The organism is Streptomyces sp. NPDC111628, assembly GCF_055635195.1.
Map to the genome: position 1 here is coordinate 246149 of NZ_JBVKBZ010000005.1, position 22222 is coordinate 268370.

The window sequence follows — 22222 nt, forward strand, 5'->3', positions numbered from 1 at the left end:
CTGTGGGAAACGTGGGTAAAGCTGGGGACGGCGCTGGGGAGAAGTCGCCTCTCCCTGTGCACGGTGTGTGCAGAACTTTCTGTTCTCCACAGATACGCCCAGTTGTCCACCGGCTCCGCCCACAGGGCCCGTGGACAAAATTCCTGCTCTGACCTGGGCAAACGAGGTTATCCACGGTATCCACAGGCCCTACTACTACTGACGACTAGAGAGAGAGCGGAATTCGTTTCGAAGCGGGTCCTGTGCACAACTCGGCCTCTCGGGCCCGACCGCGCCTCGTCACGACTTGACCCCGAACGGCACCTACTGTCAGTGGGGTGCGTCAGACTGGTCCCCGGTGTTCTGCCCCTCACAGCGGCGGGCGACACCGGTCAGACGACGAAGGCGAAGCAGGGCGAGCAGCGCCGGCAACAGCAGGAGGCGGCAACAGTGAAGATCCGGGTGGAACGCGACGTACTCGCGGAGGCAGTGGCCTGGGCGGCTCGCAGCCTCCCGGCCCGTCCGCCGGCGCCGGTCCTCGCGGGCCTGCTGCTGAAGGCCGAGGAGGGGCAGCTGAGCCTGTCCAGCTTCGACTACGAGGTCTCGGCGCGGGTGTCGGTGGAGGCCGAGATCGAGGAGGAGGGCACGGTCCTCGTCTCCGGCCGTCTGCTCGCCGACATCTCCCGCGCCCTGCCCAACCGGCCGGTGGAGATTTCCACAGACGGTGTACGGGCGACGGTGGTCTGCGGCTCCTCGCGGTTCACCCTCCACACCCTGCCGGTGGAGGAGTATCCGGCGCTGCCGCAGATGCCGGAGGCGACGGGCACGGTCCCCGGCGAGGTCTTCGCCTCGGCCGTGCAGCAGGTGGCGATCGCCGCCGGCCGCGACGACACGCTGCCCGTCCTGACCGGTGTGCGCATCGAGATCGAGGGCGACTCGGTGACGCTGGCCTCCACCGACCGCTACCGCTTCGCGGTCCGCGAGTTCCTGTGGAAGCCGGAGAACCCGGACATCTCCGCGGTCGCCCTGGTGCCCGCCAAGACGCTCCAGGACACCGCCAAGGCGCTGACCAGCGGTGACCAGGTGATCCTGGCGCTGTCCGGTTCGGGCGCGGGCGAGGGCCTGATCGGTTTCGAGGGCGCGGGCCGCCGGACGACGACGCGTCTGCTGGAGGGCGACCTCCCGAAGTACAAGACGCTCTTCCCGACCGAGTTCAACAGCGTCGCCGTGATCGAGACCGCCCCCTTCGTGGAGGCCGTCAAGCGCGTGGCCCTGGTCGCCGAGCGCAACACCCCGGTGCGGCTCAGCTTCGAGCAGGGCGTGCTCATCCTGGAGGCCGGCTCCAGCGACGACGCACAGGCTGTGGAAAGGGTTGACGCCCAGCTGGAGGGCGACGACATCTCGATCGCCTTCAACCCGACCTTCCTGCTGGACGGTCTGAGCGCCATCGACTCCCCGGTCGCCCAGCTGTCCTTCACGACCTCCACGAAGCCGGCGCTGCTCAGCGGCAGGCCCGCGGCGGACGCCGAGGCGGACGAGGCCTACAAGTACCTGATCATGCCGGTGCGGCTGAGCGGCTGAGCGGCTGAGCCGTCCATCCGGCCGGTGGTGCGCCGTAGGTGGCTGTCCACAGGGTGGGGACGAACCCGCAGGTGGGGGCGTACGTCTGAGCGCGTATGCCCACAGCTGTGCACGGGCCTGCGGGTTTAGGCTCGACGCGGGTACGAAAGTGCCGCGGCACCCATCCGGCGGGTACGGAGGTGCCGCCTTGCCACCTCGCACACCTAAGGAACGCAACTGATGGAGCTCGGTCTCGTCGGCCTCGGCAAGATGGGCGGCAACATGCGCGAGCGGATCCGCCGCGCGGGCCACACCGTCGTCGGATACGACCGCAATCCGGACCTCGCCGACGTCCACAGCCTGGAAGAGCTCGTGGGCAAGCTCAGCGCGCCGCGCGTGGTGTGGGTGATGGTCCCGGCCGGCGAGGCCACCCAGGCCACCGTCGACCGGCTCGGCGAGCTGCTGGAGCCCGGCGACGTCGTCGTGGACGGCGGCAACTCCCGCTGGACGGACGACGAGAGGCACGCCGAGGAGCTGGCGGCCAAGGGCATAAGCTTCGTCGACTGCGGCGTCTCCGGCGGCGTGTGGGGCCTGGAGAACGGTTACGCGCTGATGTACGGCGGCGACGCCGGGAACGTCGCCAAGGTGCAGCCGGTCTTCGACGCCCTCAAGCCGGAGGGCGACTTCGGGGCCGTGCACGCCGGCAAGGTGGGCGCGGGCCACTTCGCGAAGATGGTCCACAACGGCATCGAGTACGCGATGATGCAGGCCTACGCCGAGGGCTGGGAGCTGCTGGAGAAGGTCGACTCCGTGGAGAACGTCCGCGAGGTCTTCCGCTCCTGGCAGGAGGGCACGGTGATCCGCTCCTGGCTGCTCGACCTGGCCGTCAACGCGCTCGACGACGACGAGCACCTGAACGGGCTCCGGGGTTATGCACAGGACTCCGGTGAGGGACGCTGGACTGTGGAGGCGGCGATCGACAACGCGGTGCCGCTGCCCGCGATCACGGCCTCCCTCTTCGCGCGGTTCGCGTCCCGGCAGGACGACTCGCCGCAGATGAAGATGATCGCGGCGCTGCGCAACCAGTTCGGCGGCCACGCGGTCGAGAAGAAGTAACCGGAAGGCTGGGGAGGTCGGCGCACGACCATGCACGTCACGCATCTGTCGCTGGCCGACTTCCGTTCGTACGCCCGGGTCGAGGTGCCCCTGGACCCGGGCGTCACCGCATTCGTCGGCCCGAACGGGCAGGGCAAGACGAACCTGGTCGAGGCGGTCGGCTACCTCGCCACCCTCGGCAGCCACCGGGTCTCCTCCGACGCCCCCCTGGTGCGCATGGGCGCCGAGCGTGCCGTGATCCGGGCCCAGGTCCGGCAGGGCGAGCGGCAGCAGCTGATCGAGCTGGAGCTGAATCCGGGCCGGGCCAACCGTGCCCGCGTCAACAGGTCCACGCAGGTCAGACCCCGTGATGTGCTCGGCATCGTGCGCACCGTGCTGTTCGCGCCGGAGGACCTGGCGCTGGTGAAGGGCGACCCCGGTGAGCGGCGCCGTTTCCTGGACGAGCTGATCACCGCCCGTTCCCCACGGATGGCGGGGGTGCGGTCGGACTACGACCGGGTCCTCAAGCAGCGCAACACCCTGCTGAAGTCGGCCGCGCTCGCCCGCCGGCACGGCGGCCGCACGATGGACCTGTCCACGCTCGACGTCTGGGACCAGCACCTCGCGCGCGCGGGCGCCGAGCTGCTCGCCCAGCGCCTCGACCTGATCGCGGCCGTGCAGCCGCTGGCCGACAAGGCGTACGAGCAGCTGGCCCCGGGCGGGGGCCCCCTCGCCCTGGAGTACAAGCCGTCGGCGCCCGGTGAGGCGCACACACGTGAGGACCTGTACGAGCAGCTGACGGCGGCGCTCGCCGAGGCCCGCAAGCAGGAGATCGAGCGGGGCGTCACCCTGGTCGGTCCGCACCGGGACGACCTGCTGCTCAAGCTCGGCTCGCTGCCCGCCAAGGGCTATGCCTCCCACGGCGAGTCGTGGTCGTACGCGCTGGCGCTGCGGCTGGCCTCGTTCGACCTGCTGCGGGCGGAGGGCAACGAGCCGGTGCTGGTGCTGGACGACGTGTTCGCCGAGCTGGACGCGCGGCGCCGGGAGCGGCTGGCCGAGCTGGTGGCGCCCGGCGAGCAGGTGCTGGTGACGGCCGCGGTCGACGACGACGTACCGCATGTGCTCGCGGGGGCGCGGTTCACGGTGGCGGAGGGGACGGTGGAGCGCGTATGAGCGCGGAGGCACCGGAGCCGGGTCCCGGCCAGTCCCCCGGTGAGCGCGCAAGCGGCAGCCCGGAGCCGTCCGGCGTCGACCTCGCGCGCGTGGCGCTCAGGGCGGCGCGGGAGGCGGCACGCGCGCGTGGGGACGCGGCCCAGCAGAAGAAGCAGGCGCGGCGCGGGGGGCTGCGCTCCGGGGCGCGGGCCGACGGCCGTGACCCCATGGCGCTGGGTTCCGCGATCAACCGGCTGATCACCGAGCGCGGCTGGGAGACACCGGCCGCGGTGGGCGGGGTGATGGGCCGCTGGCCGGAGATCGTCGGCGCGGACGTGGCGAAGCACTGTGTGCCGGAGCGGTACGACGAGGACGAGCGGGTGCTGGTGGTGCGCTGCGACTCGACGGCCTGGGCGACGAACCTGCGGTTGCTCGCGCCGACGCTGGTGGCGCGCCTCAACGAGGACCTGGGGCACGGGTCGGTACGGATGATCAAGGTTCTCGGCCCGGGCGGCCCGGGTGGTCCGGGCCGGCGCTACGGGCCGTTGCGGGCCCCTGGAAGCCAGGGCCCGGGTGACACCTACGGGTGATCTGCGGGCGTTCTGGCGCCCCGTCAGGGACGCGTGATGTACCTCACAAAAAGCGGCGACGACGGACGACGTGAACCGTCGGCGTGCGCCGCGGCGCACCACCGTGCAGGGTCGCGCATCCCGATCTGACTCCCAAGTAGCAAAGGGTTGACGCCCCGAAGCGCTGAGTGCCGTTGTGAGCCTCTTGAGGCCCCCATCCGCATATCGGGAGTCGGACGAGGCAGGTTCAGGGCGGCACATGCGGACTCAGGTACCGGCAAACCCCCATCAGTGTCAGTGGTACCGGTAGAATGAGAGAGAATCCCGCCCCGAACGTGGGGACCGTCCGGGACTAGCTGAGCAACGCTGATCAAGGCTTACCAACGCAACATGCCGCAGCCGCTCCGGCAACCTGCCGACGAGCCCGGCTCGTGCTGTGCCAGAAAGGGCGCTTCGTGGCCGATTCCGGCAACCCCAACGAGAACAACCCGTCCACCGACACCGGCGTGAACGACGCGGTGAGCACCCCGCACGGCGATGCTTCCGCGTCGTACGACGCCAGTGCCATCACCGTCCTCGAGGGTCTGGACGCGGTCCGCAAGCGACCCGGTATGTACATCGGTTCGACCGGTGAGCGGGGCCTGCACCACCTGGTGCAGGAGGTCGTGGACAACTCCGTCGACGAGGCGCTCGCCGGTCACGCGGACACGATCGACGTCACGATCCTCCCCGACGGCGGTGTCCGCGTCGTCGACAACGGCCGTGGCATCCCGGTGGGCATCGTGCCCTCCGAGGGGAAGCCCGCCGTCGAGGTCGTGCTGACCGTGCTGCACGCGGGCGGCAAGTTCGGCGGCGGCGGCTACGCGGTCTCCGGTGGTCTGCACGGCGTGGGTGTCTCCGTCGTCAACGCCCTCTCCACGAGGGTGGCGGTGGAGGTCAGGACCGACGGCTACCGCTGGACGCAGGAGTACAAGCTGGGCGTCCCCACGGCGTCGCTCGCCCGGCACGAGGCCACCGAGGAGACCGGCACGACGGTCACCTTCTGGGCCGACGGCGACATCTTCGAGACCACCGACTACTCCTTCGAGACGCTCTCCCGGCGTTTCCAGGAGATGGCCTTCCTCAACAAGGGCCTGAAGATCAACCTCACCGACGAGCGCGAGTCGGCGAAGGCCACCGCCGGCGCGGACGAGGCGGGCGAGGACGAGAAGCACGAGGTCAAGAGCGTCTCGTACCACTACGAGGGCGGCATCGTCGACTTCGTGACGTACCTCAACTCCCGCAAGGGAGAGCTGGTGCACCCGACCGTGATCGACCTCGAGGCCGAGGACAAGGACAAGAGCCTGTCCCTCGAGGTCGCGATGCAGTGGAACGGCGGCTACACGGAGGGCGTGTACTCCTTCGCCAACATCATCCACACGCACGAGGGCGGCACGCACGAGGAGGGCTTCCGCGCGGCGCTCACCTCGCTGATCAACAAGTACGCGCGCGACAAGAAGCTGCTGCGCGAGAAGGACGACAACCTCACGGGTGACGACATCCGCGAGGGTCTGACCGCGATCATCTCGGTCAAGCTGGCGGAGCCGCAGTTCGAGGGCCAGACCAAGACGAAGCTGGGCAACACCGAGGTGAAGACCTTCGTCCAGAAGGTCGTCTACGAGCACCTGACGGACTGGCTCGACCGCAACCCCAACGAGGCCGCGGACATCATCCGCAAGGGCATCCAGGCGGCCCACGCGCGCGTGGCGGCCCGCAAGGCCCGCGACCTGACGCGTCGTAAGGGCCTGCTGGAGTCGGCTTCGCTGCCGGGCAAGCTGTCCGACTGCCAGTCGAACGACCCGACCAAGTGCGAGATCTTCATCGTCGAGGGCGACTCCGCCGGCGGCTCCGCCAAGTCCGGCCGGAACCCGCAGTACCAGGCGATCCTCCCGATCCGCGGCAAGATCCTCAACGTCGAGAAGGCGCGCATCGACCGGATCCTGCAGAACCAGGAGATCCAGGCGATGATCTCCGCGTTCGGCACCGGTGTGCACGAGGACTTCGACATCGAGAAGCTCCGCTATCACAAGATCATCCTGATGGCGGACGCCGACGTCGACGGCCAGCACATCAACACCCTGCTGCTGACCTTCCTGTTCCGCTTCATGCGGCCGCTGGTCGAGTCCGGGCACGTGTACCTGTCCCGCCCGCCGCTGTACAAGATCAAGTGGGGCCGGGACGACTTCGAGTACGCGTACTCGGACCGCGAGCGCGACGCGCTGATCGAGATGGGCCGCAACGCCGGCAAGCGCATCCGCGAGGACTCCGTGCAGCGCTTCAAGGGCCTCGGCGAGATGAACGCCGAGGAGCTGCGCATCACGACCATGGACCAGGAGCACCGCGTGCTCGGCCAGGTCACGCTCGACGACGCCGCGCAGGCCGACGACCTGTTCTCGGTGCTGATGGGCGAGGACGTCGAGGCCCGGCGCGCGTTCATCCAGCGCAACGCCAAGGACGTCCGCTTCCTCGACATCTGAGTCGGTCTCAGCTGACCGCACCAGGAAGGACCTTCACCAGCAATGACCGACGAGAACACTCCTGTGACGACGCCCGAGGGTGACGCCCTGGCGATGCGTGTCGAGCCCGTCGGGCTCGAGACGGAGATGCAGCGCTCCTACCTCGACTACGCGATGTCCGTCATCGTCTCGCGCGCGCTGCCCGACGTCCGCGACGGCCTCAAGCCCGTGCACCGCCGTGTGCTGTACGCCATGTACGACGGCGGCTACCGCCCCGAGCGGGGTTTCTACAAGTGCGCCCGCGTCGTCGGCGACGTCATGGGCAACTACCACCCGCACGGCGACAGCTCCATCTACGACGCCCTGGTCCGCCTCGCGCAGCCCTGGTCGATGCGGATGCCGCTCGTCGACTCCAACGGCAACTTCGGCTCGCCGGGCAACGACCCGGCGGCGGCCATGCGGTACACCGAGTGCAAGATGGCGCCGCTGTCGATGGAGATGGTCCGCGACATCGACGAGGAGACCGTCGACTTCACGGACAACTACGACGGCCGCTCCCAGGAGCCGACCGTCCTGCCCGCCCGGTTCCCGAACCTGCTGATCAACGGCTCGGCGGGCATCGCGGTCGGTATGGCGACCAACATCCCGCCGCACAACCTGCGCGAGGTCGCGGCCGGCGCCCAGTGGTACCTGGAGAACTACGAGGCCTCGCACGAGGAGCTCCTGGACGCGCTGATCGAGCGCATCAAGGGCCCCGACTTCCCGACCGGCGCCCTCGTGGTGGGCCGCAAGGGCATCGAGGAGGCGTACCGCACCGGCCGCGGCTCGATCACCATGCGCGCGGTCGTCGAGGTCGAGGAGATCCAGAACCGCCAGTGCCTGGTGGTCACGGAGCTGCCCTACCAGGTCAACCCGGACAACCTCGCGCAGAAGATCGCCGACCTGGTGAAGGACGGCAAGGTCGGCGGCATCGCGGACGTCCGCGACGAGACGTCGTCCCGCACGGGCCAGCGCCTGGTCATCGTGCTGAAGCGCGACGCGGTCGCCAAGGTCGTCCTGAACAACCTGTACAAGCACACCGACCTGCAGACCAACTTCGGCGCCAACATGCTGGCCCTGGTCGACGGCGTGCCGCGCACCCTGTCCCTGGACGCGTTCATCCGCCACTGGGTGAACCACCAGATCGAGGTCATCGTCCGCCGTACGCGCTTCAGGCTGCGCAAGGCGGAGGAGCGGGCGCACATCCTGCGCGGCCTGCTCAAGGCCCTGGACGCCATCGACGAGGTCATCGCGCTGATCCGGCGCAGCGACACCGTCGAGATCGCGCGCGGCGGCCTGATGGACCTCCTCGACATCGACGAGATCCAGGCCAACGCCATCCTGGAGATGCAGCTGCGCCGCCTGGCGGCCCTGGAGCGGCAGAAGATCGTCCGCGAGCACGACGAGCTCCAGGCGAAGATCGCCGAGTACAACGAGATCCTCGCCTCCCCGGTCCGCCAGCGCGGGATCGTCAGCGAGGAGCTGACCGCGCTCGTCGAGAAGTACGGCGACGACCGCAAGACCAAGCTGATCCCGTACGAGGGCGACATGTCCATCGAGGACCTGATCGCCGAGGAGGACATCGTCGTCACGGTCACCCGTGGCGGCTACATCAAGCGCACCAAGACCGACGACTACCGGGCGCAGAAGCGCGGCGGCAAGGGCGTGCGCGGCACGAAGCTCAAGGAAGACGACATCGTCAACCACTTCTTCGTGTCCACCACGCACCACTGGCTGCTGTTCTTCACCAACAAGGGCCGCGTCTACCGCGCCAAGGCGTACGAGCTGCCGGACGCCGGCCGGGACGCGCGCGGCCAGCACGTGGCGAACCTGCTGGCCTTCCAGCCGGACGAGACGATCGCGCAGATCCGCGCGATCCGGGACTACGAGGCGGTGCCGTACCTGGTGCTGGCCACGAAGGCCGGCCTGGTGAAGAAGACGCCGCTGAAGGACTACGACTCGCCGCGTTCGGGCGGTGTCATCGCGATCAACCTGCGCGAGCAGGCGGACGGAAGCGACGACGAACTGATCGGCGCCGAACTCGTCTCGGCCGAGGACGATCTGCTGCTGATCAGCAAGAAGGCGCAGTCGATCAGGTTCACCGCCTCGGACGACACGCTGCGGCCGATGGGGCGTGCCACCTCGGGCGTCAAGGGCATGAGTTTCCGCGAAGGGGACGAGCTGCTCTCGATGAATGTTGTTCGAGCCGGTACGTTCGTGTTCACTGCCACCGACGGCGGTTACGCGAAGCGGACCTCCGTCGACGAGTACCGCGTCCAGGGTCGCGGCGGCCTCGGCATCAAGGCCGCCAAGATCGTCGAGGACCGCGGGTCGCTCGTGGGCGCGCTGGTGGTCGAGGAGCACGACGAGATCCTCGCCATCACACTCTCGGGCGGTGTGATTCGTACGCGAGTCAGCGGGGTCAGGGAGACCGGCCGTGACACCATGGGCGTTCAACTGATCAATCTGGGCAAGCGCGATGCCGTCGTCGGCATCGCACGCAACGCCGAGGCGGGACGCGAGGCGGAGGAGGTCGACGGCGATGTGGTCGTCGACGAGACCGCCGAGGGTGCCGCGACCACCGGCACGGACGAGGGCGAGGCGCCCTCGGCCGAGTAGCACGAGGAGAGAGTCATCGTGAGCGGAGCCACGGGCGCCGGATCGGCCGGTACCCCCACGGGTACGGAAACGGGCGGCGGCGGCCGTGGCTCAGCCGCGCGTGCGACGGATTCGCACACGACTCAACTGCGCAAGATCGACGACGGAGCGACCGACTCGCACTCGGGGAGCTCGTCCTCAACGCATGGATCCCAGGGGGGAACTGTGACGGACACCCGAGGCCAGCAGACTCAGCAGGCGGCCTCGCCGCTGCCGGGGGAACGGCAGCCACAGCAGCCCGGCGGGCCCTACCACCCGCCGCAGGCCTACCAGACCCAGGGCGGCAGTCAGACCCACGGCGGCAACGCGTCCGCAGTGCGCCGCCCGCGCACCGGCGCCCGGACCACGCCCCGCGTCCGCAAGGCGCGCCTGCGCGTGTCGAAGGCCGACCCGTGGTCGGTGATGAAGGTCAGCTTCCTGCTCTCCATCGCGCTGGGCATCTGCACCATCGTGGCCTCCGCCGTGCTGTGGATGGTCATGGACGCCATGGGCGTCTTCTCGACGGTCGGCGGCACGATCTCCGAGGCCACCGGATCCAACGAGTCCAACGGCTTCGACCTGCAGTCCTTCCTGTCGCTGCCCAACGTGCTGATGTTCACGACGATCATCGCGGTCATCGACGTCGTCCTCGCGACGGCCCTGGCCACCCTCGGCGCGTTCATCTACAACCTGTCCGCCGGCTTCGTCGGCGGTGTGGAGCTGACGCTCGCCGAGGACGAGTGATCCGCGAGCCGTCCTGGCCCTCGGGCCGCGCGACAACCGATTTTGGGACTGCCCGCCTCGTGCGCTAATCTTCAGGAGTCAGCGCGCGGGACATACACCGCAGAGCGCGGCGGGGCTATAGCTCAGTTGGTTAGAGCGCATCCCTGATAAGGATGAGGCCACAGGTTCAAATCCTGTTAGCCCCACCAGCACCAAGACCCCCAGCCGGTACCGGTTGGGGGTCTTCGCGTTCGCCGTTCGCCGTTCGACGTGGACTACGCAGGAAAAGACCCGACCGCTGGCGACGGGGGATGCGCCAGCGGTCGGGCTGTGGCCAAGGCTAACAAGGCCGGGTGGCCGGTGGGTGCCGACTGGTCGGTCGGGTACCGGTGATGTGACAGGGATCACGTGTGCGGTGGTGGTGCCTCACTGGTCGCACGGCGGCTCGTAGTCCAGGCGTGGCAGGTACTCGTGCCACTTCTCCTCGGTCAGCACACCCCGGGTGGCCGAGCAGATGCGGTCGATGGCGTCGTCCACGCCCAGGCTCCACAGCCGGACCGTGTCCGTGCCGCTGGACACCCCGAGCATGTGGCTCACGGGGCTGAAGGACAGGAAGTTGCCCGTCTTGGCGTTGGGGCTCATCGCCCGGCCGATGGGGGCCGCCTCGGCCGGGTCGGTGACGCTCCAGAGCCGGACCGTGTTGTCGTTGGCGCCGCTGGCCAGGGTGTCGCCGTCCTGGCTGAACGTCAGCGACACCACCGAGTCGGTGTGTCCGGCGAGCGTGGTCTCGGCCCCGGACGCCTCGCCCGGCTCGGTGACGTCCCAGAGCCGCACCGTGCCGTCGTCGCTGCCGCTGGCCAGGGTGTGGCCGTCGGGACTGTAGGCGAGGACGTTGACGGGCCCGAGGTGCCCGGTACGCGCCGCGCCGAGGCGGGTGGCGTGCACGGGGTCGGTGACGTCCCAGAGGCGTACGGCGTCGTCGGCACCGCCGCTGGCGAGGGTGCGGCCGTCCGGGCTGAACGCGAGCGTGTTGACGTATCCCGAGTGGCCGGTGAGCGGCTTGCCCAGGCGGCGGGGGTGGGACGGGTCGTCGGCGTTCCACAACTGGATGGTGCGGTCGTCGTGAGCCGTGGCGAGGGTGCGGCCGTCCGGGCTGAACGCCAGCGTGTCGGGGCCCGCGTAGCGGGTGCTCAGTGCCACCGGCGGTCCGTGGGCGGTGGGCCGGGCCGGGTCCGTGACGTCCCACAGTTGCAGCGCGCGGCCCCCCACGAGGACCGCGAGCGTCCCGCCGTCCGGGGAGAACACCAATGACCGTATGTCACCGTCCCCCGGCTCGAAGGGAGCGCTCAGCGAGACGGGCCGGCCGGCGTCCGTCACGTCCCACAGCCGGACCCGGCCGTCGCGGGCCGCCGTGGCCAGTACGTGCCCGTCCGGTCGGAAGGCCCCGATGCGGCCGATCATGTCGGACGTCGGCAGCGACCACAGGCGGACCTTGCTGTCGCCGCTGCCGGTGGCGAGGGTGCGGCCGTCGGGACTGAAGCCGAGGGCGTACATCTCGCCGCTGCCTCCGGCGAGGGGCACGCCGACCTGCGAGGGGTAGGCCGGGTCGCTGACGTTCCACAGGCTCGCCGTACTGTCCGCGCTGCTCACCGCGAGCATGGCGCCGTCGGGGCTGAACGCCACCGCCCAGACGGGGCCGCTGTGGCCGGTGAGCGGCGCGCCGACGGGCGTCGCCCGGGCGGGGTCGGCGACGTCCCAGAGCTGGACGGTGTCGTCGGCGCTTCCGCTGGCGAGGGTGTGGCCGTCGGGGCTGAAGGCCACCGAGTGCACCAGGCCGCTGTGGCCGGCCAGCGGTGCGCCGGCCGGCTCGGGCCGGCGGGGGTCGCTCACGTCCCAGAGCCGGACCTTGTCGTCGTCGCCGCCGGCCGCGAGCGTGTCCCCGTCGGGACTGAAGGCCACCGAGCGCACCGCCCCCGTGGATCCGGTCAGGGTGTCGAGCGCCTCGGGGGCGCGTCGGTCGGCCACGTTCCACAGGCGGACCGCGTGGTCGTCGTGGGCGGAGGCCAGGGTGCGGCCGTCCGGACTGAAGGCGAGCAGGTAGACGGTGCCGCCGTGGCCGGCCAGCGGTGCCCCGAGCGGTCGCGGACGGCTGGGGTCGGTGACGTCCCAGAGCCGGATCGTGCCGTCGTCCGAGGCGCTGGCCAGGGTGCGGCCGTCCGGGCTGAAGACCGCGGTGCTCACCCAGCTGGTGTGTCCGGTGAGGGGCTTGCCCAGCTGCCTCGGACGGTCGGGGTCCGAGACGTCCCAGAGCCGGACGGTCCGGTCGTAGCTGGCCGTCGCCAGGATCCGTCCGTCGGGGCTGAAGGAGGTGAGGTAGACGGCACCGGTGTGCCCGAGGAGCGGGGTGGCCAGGGGCGCGTTCACGATCGAGATCAGCTGGTTCCTGACGTCCTCGTCGTCCGGCCGCAGGCGGTGTGCCGCCAGGTCGAGCTGGGCCGACAGGGACGGGTCGGTGTCCTCGACCCGGTCCGCTTCGGCGACCACCTGCTCGAACACGGCGTCGTTGCGCTGCTGCCAGGCGAGCACCGCGGAACCGACGGCCAGCAGGGCCAGGACGACCAGCGCCGACACCGCGGCACGGCTGATCATGACGGTGCGCCGGCGCAGCCTGACCGCGGCGGCCAGGAACTCCACCGCGCTGCGGGTCAGGAAGGTGTCGTCGGCCGACTTCGCCCAGCCGTCGGCCTGCGCCAGCCGGGAGCCCCGGTAGAGCAGCGCGGAGTCGCGGTCCGACTCCTCCCAGGCCAGACCGTCCTCCTCGAGCCGCTGGCGCAGCAGGTTTCCGGCGCGGTCCTCGTCGATCCAGTCGCGCAGCCGGGGCCAGGCGTGCAGCAGCGCCTCGTGGGTGATCTCCACGGTGTCCGCGTCGAGCGTCACCAGCCGGGCCCGCACCAGCGCCTCGAGGGACTCCTCGGTCTTGCCCGGGTCCCTCGACTCCTCGGCCAGCCGACGTCGCGTACTGCGCCTGCGGGTGGCCTGCGTGTCCTCGCTCAGCCGGATCAGCCTGAGCAGCAGCAGCCGCGCGGCCGTGCGGGCCGCCGGGTCCAGACCGGACCAGGCCCGCTCGGCGGTCGCGGCCACCGCGCCCTGGATGCCGCCGGCCGCGCGGTATCCGGCCAGGGTCAGCCGGCCCGCCTTGCGCCGCTGCCAGGTGGCGAGCAGGGCGTGGGACAGGAGCGGCAGCACGCCCGCGTCGTGCTCCCCCACGGCCCGGAAGGCGTGGGAGCCGCCTCCGCCGCGCGGGCCGTCGGTGCTCACCTCGCGGATGATCAGCTCGGCGAGCCCCGGTTCCAGCTCCATGCCGACGGCCCTGGCGGGGGCGGTCACCGCCTCGCGCAGCTCCGCGGTGGTCAGCGGCCCGAGCACCATGTGCCGGTGCTGCAGCGCGTCGGCCAGCTCGGGGTACCGCAGGCACCGGTCGTAGAAGTCGGCGCGTACGCCCAGGGTCACCAGCACCGGCGGCGGGTCCCCGTCGGCGCCGGGTACGCAGGCGGCCTGGAGCAGCTGGATGAACACGCGCCGGTCCGCCTCGTCGGCGCAGAGCGTGAACACCTCCTCGAACTGGTCCACGATGACGACCGCCCGGGCGGCGGCGTGGGCCTCGGGGTCGCCTGCGTGGTCCTTCCGGCTGTCGGAGGGTGCCGGGCGCGGCGGGGCATCGGGGCCCGCGTGGTCTTCTTGGCCGTCGGAGCGTTCCGGGCGCGGCCGGGCAGCGGGGCCGCCTGCATGGTCTTCCCGGCTGTCGGAGAGCGCCGGGCCTTGTGGGGCATCGGGGTCTGCGTGGCCGTCCCGGCTGTCGGAGGGTGCCGGGTCCGGCGGGCGCGTCTGGCTTGCCCGGCCGGTCGGGTTCACTTGCCCCGGCGGGTTCTCTGGGCGGGTTTCGCCGTCCGAGTGTGTCCGGCCGAGCTGTCGCGCCTGGCTGTTTGGACCGTCCTGGGTGCTGAGGCTGACCTGGCGTGCCCGGTCGCCGAGGCCGACCTGCCTGTCTTGGCCGTCGCGGTTGTCGCGGTCGTCCTGGCCTACCAGCCCGTCCTGTGCGTCCCGGCCGATCTGCCCGTCCTGGCCGTCCCCGCCGTACGGGCCAGCTCTGTCGTCCCCGCTTGGCTGCCTCGCGGGGGGTACCGGGGCGGGCCGAATCTCCCGGGCGCTCTGACCTCCCTGGCCTGCGTTGCCCGGCCGGCTGTCCGGGTCGGCCGTGTCGCCCCCGTCCGGGCCCGGCCCGTCTGCCTGGCTCACCCGGACCGTCCGTCCGGTCCGGCCGTTCCGGCATGCCGAGACGTCCGGGCCGCCCCGGCCGCTCAGGCCCGTTCGACTGTTTCGGTCTGCCTGGCCTGCCTCGTCAGCTCGGTCTGTTTGGTCGGCCTGTTCTGTCCGACCGGCCCAGGCTGCCTGGTCGGTCTGTCCTGCCGGGTCGGCAGGGTCGGCCGGGCCGGTGCGGTGCCTGCCTTGCCCGGCCTGCCCTTTTCGCTCGCCCGGCCCGTTCCGTCCGCCCTGCTCGTCCTGACTCTCCGGTCTGTCCTGCCCGTCCCGGCTCTCCTGCCCGGGTGGGGCTTCCGTGGATGCCGCCCAGGCCGCGAAGGCTGCCCTGGCGGCGTCCTCCGTCCGTGGGTCGCCCGGGTGCCAGGTCTCGGGGGAGTCCGGGTCCCGGTCCGCCGTTTCCCTCATGGCGACGACGACGGGCGTGAGCTGCGGTATCAGGCGGGTCAGTTCGCCGAGCGGGTCGGCACCCGGCACGAGTTGGAGCACCCTTCTGGGCGGACCGTCCCCGGCGTCCGGCGTGCCGGTGCGCAGGGCGGGCACCAGGCCGGCGTTCAGAAGGGAGGACTTCCCTGCCCCGGAGGCGCCGACCAGCATGACCAGACCGCCCGTGTCCCGCGTGGCGTGAAGCTGGGCGAGCAGGGCCCGCGTGCTCCGTTCCCGCCCGAAGAACCAGTCGGCGTCCTGCCGGCGGTAGGCGGCCAGGCCCCGGTAGGGGCAGACCCCGCCGAGGGCCGCCGGAGCCTCGGCGGGGGTCTGCTCCTCCGCCGCGGCCGCCCCGGGGCGTTCACCGCTCGGGTCGGCCAGCGCCCGCTCCCACAGGCGCTGCCACTGGGCCAGGTCGTACAGACCGGCGGAGACCGGTACGGGCCGTGCGCGCCGGGCCTGGGGTATGAGGACGTGCAGGACGGCCGCGAGGGCGGGGAACTGGGCCGGCACGTTCTTGGCCCGCCGCCAGTCGCTGATCCGCTGGGCGGAGACCCGCACCGGCCGCCCACGTTCGTCGACGCGCTGGAGCCGGACGACGGCCTCGGACACGCGTTTGAGGGGAGGGTTGCCGGCCTCCCTGTACAGCAGTGCGAGGCGTTCTGCGAAGGCCGTGCGTGCCCCTGAGTCGAAACTCAAGGTCTCCACTCCTTACTTCCCCCGCACCTGGACGTCCGGACCGGAAAACTCACTCTATACGGCTGACCTGCGGCTACAGCAGCTTCCGGATTCCGGAACCTCCTCCGCGGCGACCTCGGGTGGCAGGATCGCGTCGCAGTGGCGAGGCGGCCCCGCGGCACCCGGACAGGTCAGCGGCTCAGCACTCGGAGAGCCACCCCATGGGGCCGCATGTTCTCGGTCAGCTTTCGGTGGCCCGTCCCTCCCCGAGCCCGTCCGGTACCGCACGCGAAAACGGCGCCGGCATGGTTTGGCACCGGTCCCCACGAGGGGAGGGACCGGAGCCAAATCATGCCGACGCGCACTTGTGGACGGGCCGCGGCAGCCGCCGTGGGTCAGTCCCCGGCGGACGAGCCGGTGGCCGAACCGGCGGACGAGCCGGTGGCCGAGCCGGTGGCCGACCCGCGGGCGGGCGGGACCAGCAGGTCGCGCTCCGGGTGCTTCTCGCCGGTGACGCGGCCCCGGATGCCGAGGTCGGCCCTGGCGGCCTCGTGGAAGGCGTTGATGGCGCGGAACGCCGCCCGGTGCCGCTCCCGCCACTCCTCCAGACTGCCCTCGACCCGGCCGGTCGCCTGCCAGTCGATCTCGGCGAGCACCACGTTCAGCTCGTGCCCGGACTCGATGGCGTCGTCCCCGCCGAGCAGCATGACCCGCTCGAAGGCCGCCCCCCAGCGCAGGCTCGCCTCCGCGAGGTCGTCGCGGAGGTCCTCGTCGCTGCGGTGGGTCTCGCGCAGCCCTTCCCGCGCCTCGTACAGCGGCACGGACGCGGCGATCCGCAGCTTGGCGGCGTCCACGTACTCCCCGTAGGCGTCGACCTTCTTGTCGTCCCACCGCGTCAGCAGCTGATTGCGGTTGCGGCTCCGCTCCATCAGGTAATTCGTGACGTGTGTGGTCAGCGCGCCGACCAGCACGGCCGCGATCGTCACGAGTTGCTCGCCGGTCCCCAAACCGTCCCCCCCCGGTCGCAACTCCGCACTCGGCACCGCGCAGGCCGGCACGGGCCGTCGCAGGCCACCGCGGGGCCGCGGCGGAATGTGGGATTGCCGGACGATCTTACGAGGACCGGGGCGGGCGAGCCAACAGGCGGGCCGGTCAACAGGCGGGCGTGCGGGGCGGGTTCAGTGCGCCGATCCGTGGGCAGGCAGGTCGTGAAGGCTCCGAAACCGACTACCGACCGCCGACCGCCGACCCCCGCTGGAGTGCGCATGAGGATCTCCGTCGATCCCGAGCAGTGTTACGGCTCCGGAGACTGCGTCCACCGGGCCCCGTCCGTCTTCACCCAGGTGGGCGGCCTCGGTGCCGTCATACCCGGCCGGGAACACGACGTCGACGCCCCGCGGGTGCGCGAGGCGGCCGAGGGGTGTCCGTCCGCCGCGATCACCATCGCCCGCACGGAAGCGGAAGAGGTCCGGGGCTGAATACCCGGGGCGAACCGGGCGCCGCCGTCACCGAGGCCCTGGTCGGCCTCGCGACGCGGTACGTGCGCAACGGCCCCGGCACCCTCGGGAAGGCGGCCCTCGCCACGCGCTGGCTCAACGCGCACCTGCGCGAGCACCCCCGCAGGGCCGTCCTCGAGCTGCCCTCGGGCGGTCGCTTCGCCGTGGACACGCAGGATCTCATCCAGCGGTACCTGTACCTGTTCGGCGCCTGGGAGCCGCACCTGACCGCCTGGCTGCGGCGTCGGCTGCGGCCGGGGGACTGCTTCGTCGACGTCGGGGCCAACATCGGCGTCTTCAGCGTCCTGGCGGCCCGGCTGGTCGGCGACACGGGCCGGGTCGTCGCGATCGAGGCCTCCCCGGACGTCCACCGGCGCCTGGTGGAAAACGCCCGGCTCAACTCCCTCGGGAACATCCGCGCGCTCAACGCCGCCGTCTCGGACCGCACCAGGACCCTGACCTTCGCGCTCGCCAGCTCGCGGAACACGGGGGCGAACAGCATCGTCCCGTACGACGGCCCGGTGGAGTCCAGCTTCCGGACCGAGGCCCGGCCGCTGCCGGAACTCCTCGACACGGCGGAGATCGCGACCGCCCGGGTGATCAAGATCGACGTCGAGGGCGCCGAGGGGAGTGTCGTGCGCGGTCTCGCGTCGATGCTGGGCGCGCTGCGGCCGGACGCGGAGATCACGGTCGAGGTGGCACCGGAGCGCATGGCCCGGCTCGGAGACCGGGTCGACGACCTGCTGGCGGTGATGCGGGACGCCGGGTTCCACGTCTACCGGCTGGCCAACGACTACGCGCCGGGGAGCTATCCCCCGGCACTGAGCGGTGCGCCCCGGGCGCCGGAGCGGCTGCGCGGGCCGGTGACCGGGGAGAGCGACCTGGTCTTCTCGCGGCTGGACGCGGAACGGCTGCCCTGACCGCTCGGTGTTCCTACCGTTCGGTGCGCCTGTCGTTCGGCGCTTGTGCCGTTCGGTGCTCCTGCCGTTCAGCGACCGATGCCGCCGATGCCGCCGGTGCCCTACGGCAGGCGCCATCCGAAGGACGCCAGGGCGCGCGCCCTGGCCTCCACCACCGCCATCCGGGCAGCGCGTTCCGCGGGTTCCACGTGGGACGCCTGGCCGGTCTCCTGGCCCTCCCACTTGCGGTAGAGAAGGCCCACGTCCTCGGAGAACCATCCCCGGCTCACGCAGTTGAGCGCGAGCAGCAGGCCGGTGTCCTCGGAGGCGGGCAGCGCCATCCAGCCGCCGAGGGCGAGCAGCAGGTCACGCCGGACCAGCAGGGTCGCCGGATGGACCTGGGCCCGGAAGCCGTTCGCCCTCCAGAAGCCGAGCACCTCCCCGCGCTCGATCGGCCCGTGCGCCGGGTCGCCGGGGAAACCGGCCGTCGAACCGTCGGGCAGGAGGTCCAGGACCCGCGAGGTCGCCCACCCGATCGACGGGTCGGCCTCCAGGGCGGCCAGGTCGCGGGCCAGGGCGCCCGGAGTGAGCCGGTCGTCGGCGTCCAGGACCTTCACGTACGCACCGTCCGCGTGGGCCAGGGCCATCGTGCGCGCCACCCCGGGCCCGCCCTGCCGTCCGTGGCGCCCCTGGTGGAACACGACCCGCGGATCGTCGGGCACGTGCGGCCGGACGTCCTCCGTACGGCCGTCCTCCTGGATCACCCAGCGCCACTCCCAGCCGTCGGGCAGCTCCTGTGCGCACAGCGAGGCGTAGGCCTCGGGGAGGAAGGGGGCGGAGGGGCCGTGGACGGCCGTGACGATGACGACGCGCCGGTTCACGACGGCACTCACCACCTTTCCAGACGGGTCGTGAAGAGCAGTTCGGTGCGGTCCCCGGGCAGCGTGACGTCGGAGACGTCCACCACCCGGCCGCCGGTGTCGTACGAGGTCTTGCGGAGCAGGATCACCGACGTGCCCGGCGGCAGGTCCAGGGCCGCGGCCTCCTCCGGTGTCGGCGGGCGGGCGGTCAAGCGCTCCTCCACGCGGTCCAGTTCGACGCCCACGGTGTGGAGCTGGTGCTGAGTGCCGCCCGGCCAGGGCTCGTTGGCCTCGTCCAGAAGGTCGGGATTGGCGGCGATCAGGTCGCGGACGAGGTAGGAGGTGACGAGGCTGAAGGGAGCAGGCTCGGCCGAGTACCGCGTGCGGAAGGTGCGTTGGAGCAGCACGGTGCCCTCCGGAACGCCGAAGGCCTCGGCCAGTTCCCCGGACGCCTTCCGCTCGCTGTACTCGGCGTGGAAGACGAGGTCGTCGCCCCGCAGGCCGGTGTCGTGCTCCGTGGCGCCGGTCGCGGCCCTGGTGGCGAGTGGCCGGCGGGCCCGGTCCTTCTCCCACTGGTGGCGGCGGTTGTCCCGCACCGCCGGGGTGCGGGGGCGGCGGACGAAGGTGCCGAGACCGTGCCGCCTGTCGATCAGTCCCTCGTCGCTGAGCAGCCGGAGCGCGTTCTGCACGGTGGGCACGCTGCGCCGGTAGTGGTGGGCGAGGTCGGCCTCCGAGGGCAGCCGGTCGCCGGGCCGCCGCTCACCCACCCGGATGGAGCGGCGCAGATCGTCCGCGATGACTTCATAGGCCTTGGGCACGGTCGCAGGCTACAACTCCTCAAGAGGTCTTGAAGAGTCGGGTCGGTGTACGGGTACCGTCGTGTTCCCGCGCACACACGGCGGCGGCCCGGCTGCTCTGTCGAGCGGCCGGGCCGTTTCTCGCGCGTGGTGCGGTACGCAGATCGCCGTTACGTCAGGGTCGGGGGTGGCGCGGGCCGCTCAGCGCTGAAGCGGGATGGTGTGCTGGGCCCGGGGTTCGACCGCGGTGTCGTCGCACGGAAGACCGGTGGTCGTGGTTGTGGTCGTGGCCGCGGCTTCGGCGAGCGGGTGGTGGCGGCAGCTGGGCGCCGCGCCGTGCGCCTCGGCGCGGATGCGCTGCTTCATCGTGGGGGGCAGGGAGCCGGTTCGGGACCGGGGCAGGGGAAGGGCGGCCGCGGGTGCCGCCTCCGGGGAGGCGCTCTCGGTGTTGCTGTGCGTTCCGGTCTGCGGTACGGCCGCGGCGGCCGTCGTCGTGACGAGTCCGAGCGCCGTGCACAGCGCGAGGAAGGCGGTGACGATGCTGGTCCACAGCGTCAGGACCTTGTTCCGGGCCATGGCCCCTCACTTTCGGGTTGGGCGATTTGCGTACTTTCCTCATGATGTGTATGTGGGCCGCGAAGTGGTGGACCTGCGCCCGTGGCGCGTCGATGTTCAGATGAACACCACCCGAATAGCCGCAGGGTGTTGGAAAAGGTGCGCAGACGGGAGAGAGGCGGGCAAAAGTCACCGCACGTGAGGGTGTGATCACCCTCCGATCAGAATGGGTTCGTCCGCTTCTAAAGGGTTCCGGTGACGGGCAGTTGACCGCCGACGCAGGTCACCGATCGGTATCGGCCGGTGTGTATAGTCGGGCGCCGAAGGTCCCCTACGTCAAAGGAAAGACGAGGTCGCGCGGTGAAGAAGCTTCTCCTGGTCGCACTGGCCGCCATCGGCGGGCTCCTCGTGTACCGCCAGATCCAGGCGGATCGCGCCGAGCAGGATCTGTGGACGGAGGCGACTGACTCCGTGCCCACGGGTTCGTGAGTACGACCGACATCCGGTCCTGAGCAGACCCCGACCGTCAAACGGTCGGGGTTTTGTGTTGCCCTGAGGGGGCACGGTCCGCTCGGGGCGGGCGGCGACAGAGCCGGTGAGCGCGAGGGGTGGCGGGTCATGGGACGGTGGTGTACGGCTCGACGGGGCGCCGCGACGGGGCGCGTGGCCGTGGTGGCCGCCGTACTGGCCACGACCGCCGCCCTGCCCGGTGCCACGGCCCTCGCGGTCGGTCTCGGCGCCGGTTCGGCCGGTTCGGCCGCCGGGTACGGCTTCGCCGACGACGCCGTACGGATCGCGGGCGCGAGTGCCACGGCGGGCGCCGAACCGCTGGAGGCGGGCGCCACGTACCGCAGCTCCCTGCCGAGGAACGGGACTCTCTACTACCGCCTCGAACTCGACGCCGCCTCGGACGCCTACGTCTCCGTCACCGCCGTTCCCGGCGCCGACGGGGAGGTCACCGCGGTCGACGGCATCCGGGTCTCCGTGCAGGACGCCGACGGCGGCTCGTGCTCCGTGCAGAGCGCGACCTTCGGCGCCGCCCGCAGCCCCCGCCCGGTCACCGCCCGGGGCATGCGCGAGATCGACCCCGCCGCCCACCGGTGCCAGGAGCCCGGCAGGTACTACGTGGGCGTCGAGCGGACCCGGCCCCAGGACTCCCCGCCGGACGACTGGGACCTGGAACTCACCGTCGCCACCGAGCCCCGCCCGCGCGAGACCGGCGCGACGAAGGCACCCGAGACCTGGGACTCCGCCTCGCCCGAACCCCTCGCCGGCGAGCCGGAGCGCCGGCCGGGCGGCAACGGATTCGCCCACGCCACCCTCGTCGGGCAGGGGGTCTGGCGCGACGACATCCGGCCCGGGGAGACCCTCTACTACAAGGTGCCGGTCGACTGGGGCCGCCAGGTGTACGCCAGCGCCGAACTCGCCGGCTCCGCGGACGCCGCCGGCTATGCCACCGGTGCCCTGCGACTGGCCCTGCACAACCCCGTGCGCGACGAGGTGGACGACGCGGCCAAGGGCTACACCGGGCGCACGACCACGGTCGGCCTCGCTCCCCTGCCGCCCGTGGCGTACTCCAACCGGTACGCCACCGCGGGACAGGTCGGTGCGCTGCGGTTCGCCGGCGACTACTACGTCGTGGTCCACCTCGCGGCGCAGGTGGCCGACGACTTCGGCCAGGGCCCCTTCGCACTGACGCTGCGTCTGCGACTCGGGGGATCGGCGGGGACCGGCCCCGGGTACGCGGGGGAGCCCCGGCCGAAGGGCCTCTTCGAGGTCTCCGCGCAGGAACGGGTGGCCGCCCCGGCCGGCGGGGCGGCGGACGACGACCTCGCCATGAAGGCGGTCGCCGTCGGCGGCATCGGCACCGGCAGCCTGCTGCTCCTCGGCCTGGCCGTGTGGACGGCGACGACCCGGCGCAGGACCCAGCCGTAGGACCTGGAGC

The 22222-nt window shown here is 71.5% G+C and carries 16 protein-coding genes and 1 tRNA gene; 12 read left to right on the forward strand and 5 right to left on the reverse strand.

Annotation, left to right across the window (positions count from 1 at the left end; genetic code table 11):
• Nucleotides 1–429 precede the first annotated feature (429 nt).
• From dnaN to ACZ7MF_RS26985, 8 genes are all read left to right on the forward strand, one after another.
• A complete protein-coding gene (gene dnaN / locus ACZ7MF_RS26950; protein ID WP_471481201.1) occupies nt 430–1560 on the forward strand; it encodes a DNA polymerase III subunit beta in 1131 nt (376 codons plus the stop codon).
• Between the two features lie 219 nt (nt 1561–1779).
• The gene (gene gnd / locus ACZ7MF_RS26955; RefSeq protein WP_471480419.1) at nt 1780–2655 is read left to right on the forward strand and encodes a phosphogluconate dehydrogenase (NAD(+)-dependent, decarboxylating); all 876 of its coding nucleotides are present in this window, start codon (nt 1780–1782) and stop codon (nt 2653–2655) included.
• Between the two features lie 30 nt (nt 2656–2685).
• Nucleotides 2686–3807, forward strand: coding sequence for a DNA replication/repair protein RecF (gene recF / locus ACZ7MF_RS26960; protein WP_471480421.1), 1122 nt, complete (start codon nt 2686–2688; stop codon nt 3805–3807).
• The gene (locus ACZ7MF_RS26965; protein WP_471480423.1) at nt 3804–4376 is read left to right on the forward strand and encodes a DciA family protein; all 573 of its coding nucleotides are present in this window, start codon (nt 3804–3806) and stop codon (nt 4374–4376) included. Before recF ends, ACZ7MF_RS26965 begins: the two co-directional genes overlap by 4 nt.
• 434 nt (nt 4377–4810) lie before the next feature.
• Nucleotides 4811–6871: a DNA topoisomerase (ATP-hydrolyzing) subunit B gene (gene gyrB / locus ACZ7MF_RS26970; RefSeq protein WP_356866387.1), complete on the forward strand. Its 2061-nt coding sequence runs from the start codon at nt 4811–4813 to the stop codon at nt 6869–6871.
• 42 nt (nt 6872–6913) lie between these two features.
• Entirely contained in the window at nt 6914–9508 is a 2595-nt protein-coding gene (gene gyrA / locus ACZ7MF_RS26975) for a DNA gyrase subunit A (protein ID WP_471480425.1), read from the forward strand.
• A gap of 18 nt (nt 9509–9526) precedes the next feature.
• Nucleotides 9527–10270 carry a DUF3566 domain-containing protein gene (locus tag ACZ7MF_RS26980; RefSeq protein WP_471480427.1) on the forward strand — a complete coding sequence of 248 codons (744 nt, stop codon included), beginning with the start codon at nt 9527–9529 and terminating at the stop codon, nt 10268–10270.
• A 111-nt stretch (nt 10271–10381) separates the two neighbouring features.
• Nucleotides 10382–10458: transfer RNA gene (locus ACZ7MF_RS26985), tRNA-Ile, on the forward strand.
• Nucleotides 10459–10675: 217 nt separating this feature from the next.
• Here ACZ7MF_RS26985 and ACZ7MF_RS26990 read toward each other — a convergent pair.
• Nucleotides 10676–15700 carry an nSTAND1 domain-containing NTPase gene (locus ACZ7MF_RS26990; RefSeq protein WP_471480429.1) on the reverse strand — a complete coding sequence of 1675 codons (5025 nt, stop codon included), beginning with the start codon at nt 15698–15700 and terminating at the stop codon, nt 10676–10678.
• Nucleotides 15701–16065: 365 nt separating this feature from the next.
• Nucleotides 16066–16656, reverse strand: a complete 591-nt coding sequence (locus ACZ7MF_RS26995) for a hypothetical protein (protein ID WP_471480431.1) — start codon at nt 16654–16656, stop codon at nt 16066–16068.
• 279 nt (nt 16657–16935) lie between these two features.
• Between ACZ7MF_RS26995 and ACZ7MF_RS27000 the strand changes: the two genes are divergently transcribed.
• Together ACZ7MF_RS27000 and ACZ7MF_RS27005 are read left to right on the forward strand one after the other, a co-directional pair.
• Nucleotides 16936–17148 (forward strand): ferredoxin, encoded by a 213-nt coding sequence (locus ACZ7MF_RS27000; RefSeq protein WP_003975067.1) that lies wholly within the window; start codon nt 16936–16938, stop codon nt 17146–17148.
• 62 nt (nt 17149–17210) lie between these two features.
• Nucleotides 17211–18086: an FkbM family methyltransferase gene (locus ACZ7MF_RS27005; RefSeq protein ID WP_471480433.1), complete on the forward strand. Its 876-nt coding sequence runs from the start codon at nt 17211–17213 to the stop codon at nt 18084–18086.
• 101 nt (nt 18087–18187) lie between these two features.
• On the opposite strand, the gene ACZ7MF_RS27010 is transcribed toward ACZ7MF_RS27005, so the two are convergent.
• The 3 genes from ACZ7MF_RS27010 to ACZ7MF_RS27020 all read right to left on the reverse strand — a co-directional run bounded on the left by ACZ7MF_RS27010 (nt 18188) and on the right by ACZ7MF_RS27020 (nt 20298).
• Entirely contained in the window at nt 18188–18958 is a 771-nt protein-coding gene (locus ACZ7MF_RS27010) for a glycosyltransferase family 2 protein (RefSeq protein WP_471480435.1), read from the reverse strand.
• Nucleotides 18955–19743, reverse strand: coding sequence for a GntR family transcriptional regulator (locus tag ACZ7MF_RS27015; RefSeq protein WP_471480437.1), 789 nt, complete (start codon nt 19741–19743; stop codon nt 18955–18957). The genes ACZ7MF_RS27010 and ACZ7MF_RS27015 overlap by 4 nt, the downstream gene beginning before the upstream one ends.
• 180 nt (nt 19744–19923) lie before the next feature.
• Nucleotides 19924–20298, reverse strand: coding sequence for a DUF6344 domain-containing protein (locus ACZ7MF_RS27020; RefSeq protein ID WP_471480439.1), 375 nt, complete (start codon nt 20296–20298; stop codon nt 19924–19926).
• Between the two features lie 339 nt (nt 20299–20637).
• Here ACZ7MF_RS27020 and ACZ7MF_RS27025 point away from each other — a divergent pair, with 339 nt between their 5' ends.
• The gene (locus ACZ7MF_RS27025; protein WP_003999697.1) at nt 20638–20766 is read left to right on the forward strand and encodes a DLW-39 family protein; all 129 of its coding nucleotides are present in this window, start codon (nt 20638–20640) and stop codon (nt 20764–20766) included.
• Between the two features lie 129 nt (nt 20767–20895).
• Complete coding sequence (locus tag ACZ7MF_RS27030; protein ID WP_471480441.1) at nt 20896–22212, forward strand: hypothetical protein; 1317 nt, start codon at nt 20896–20898, stop codon at nt 22210–22212.
• Nucleotides 22213–22222: the final 10 nt, after the last annotated feature.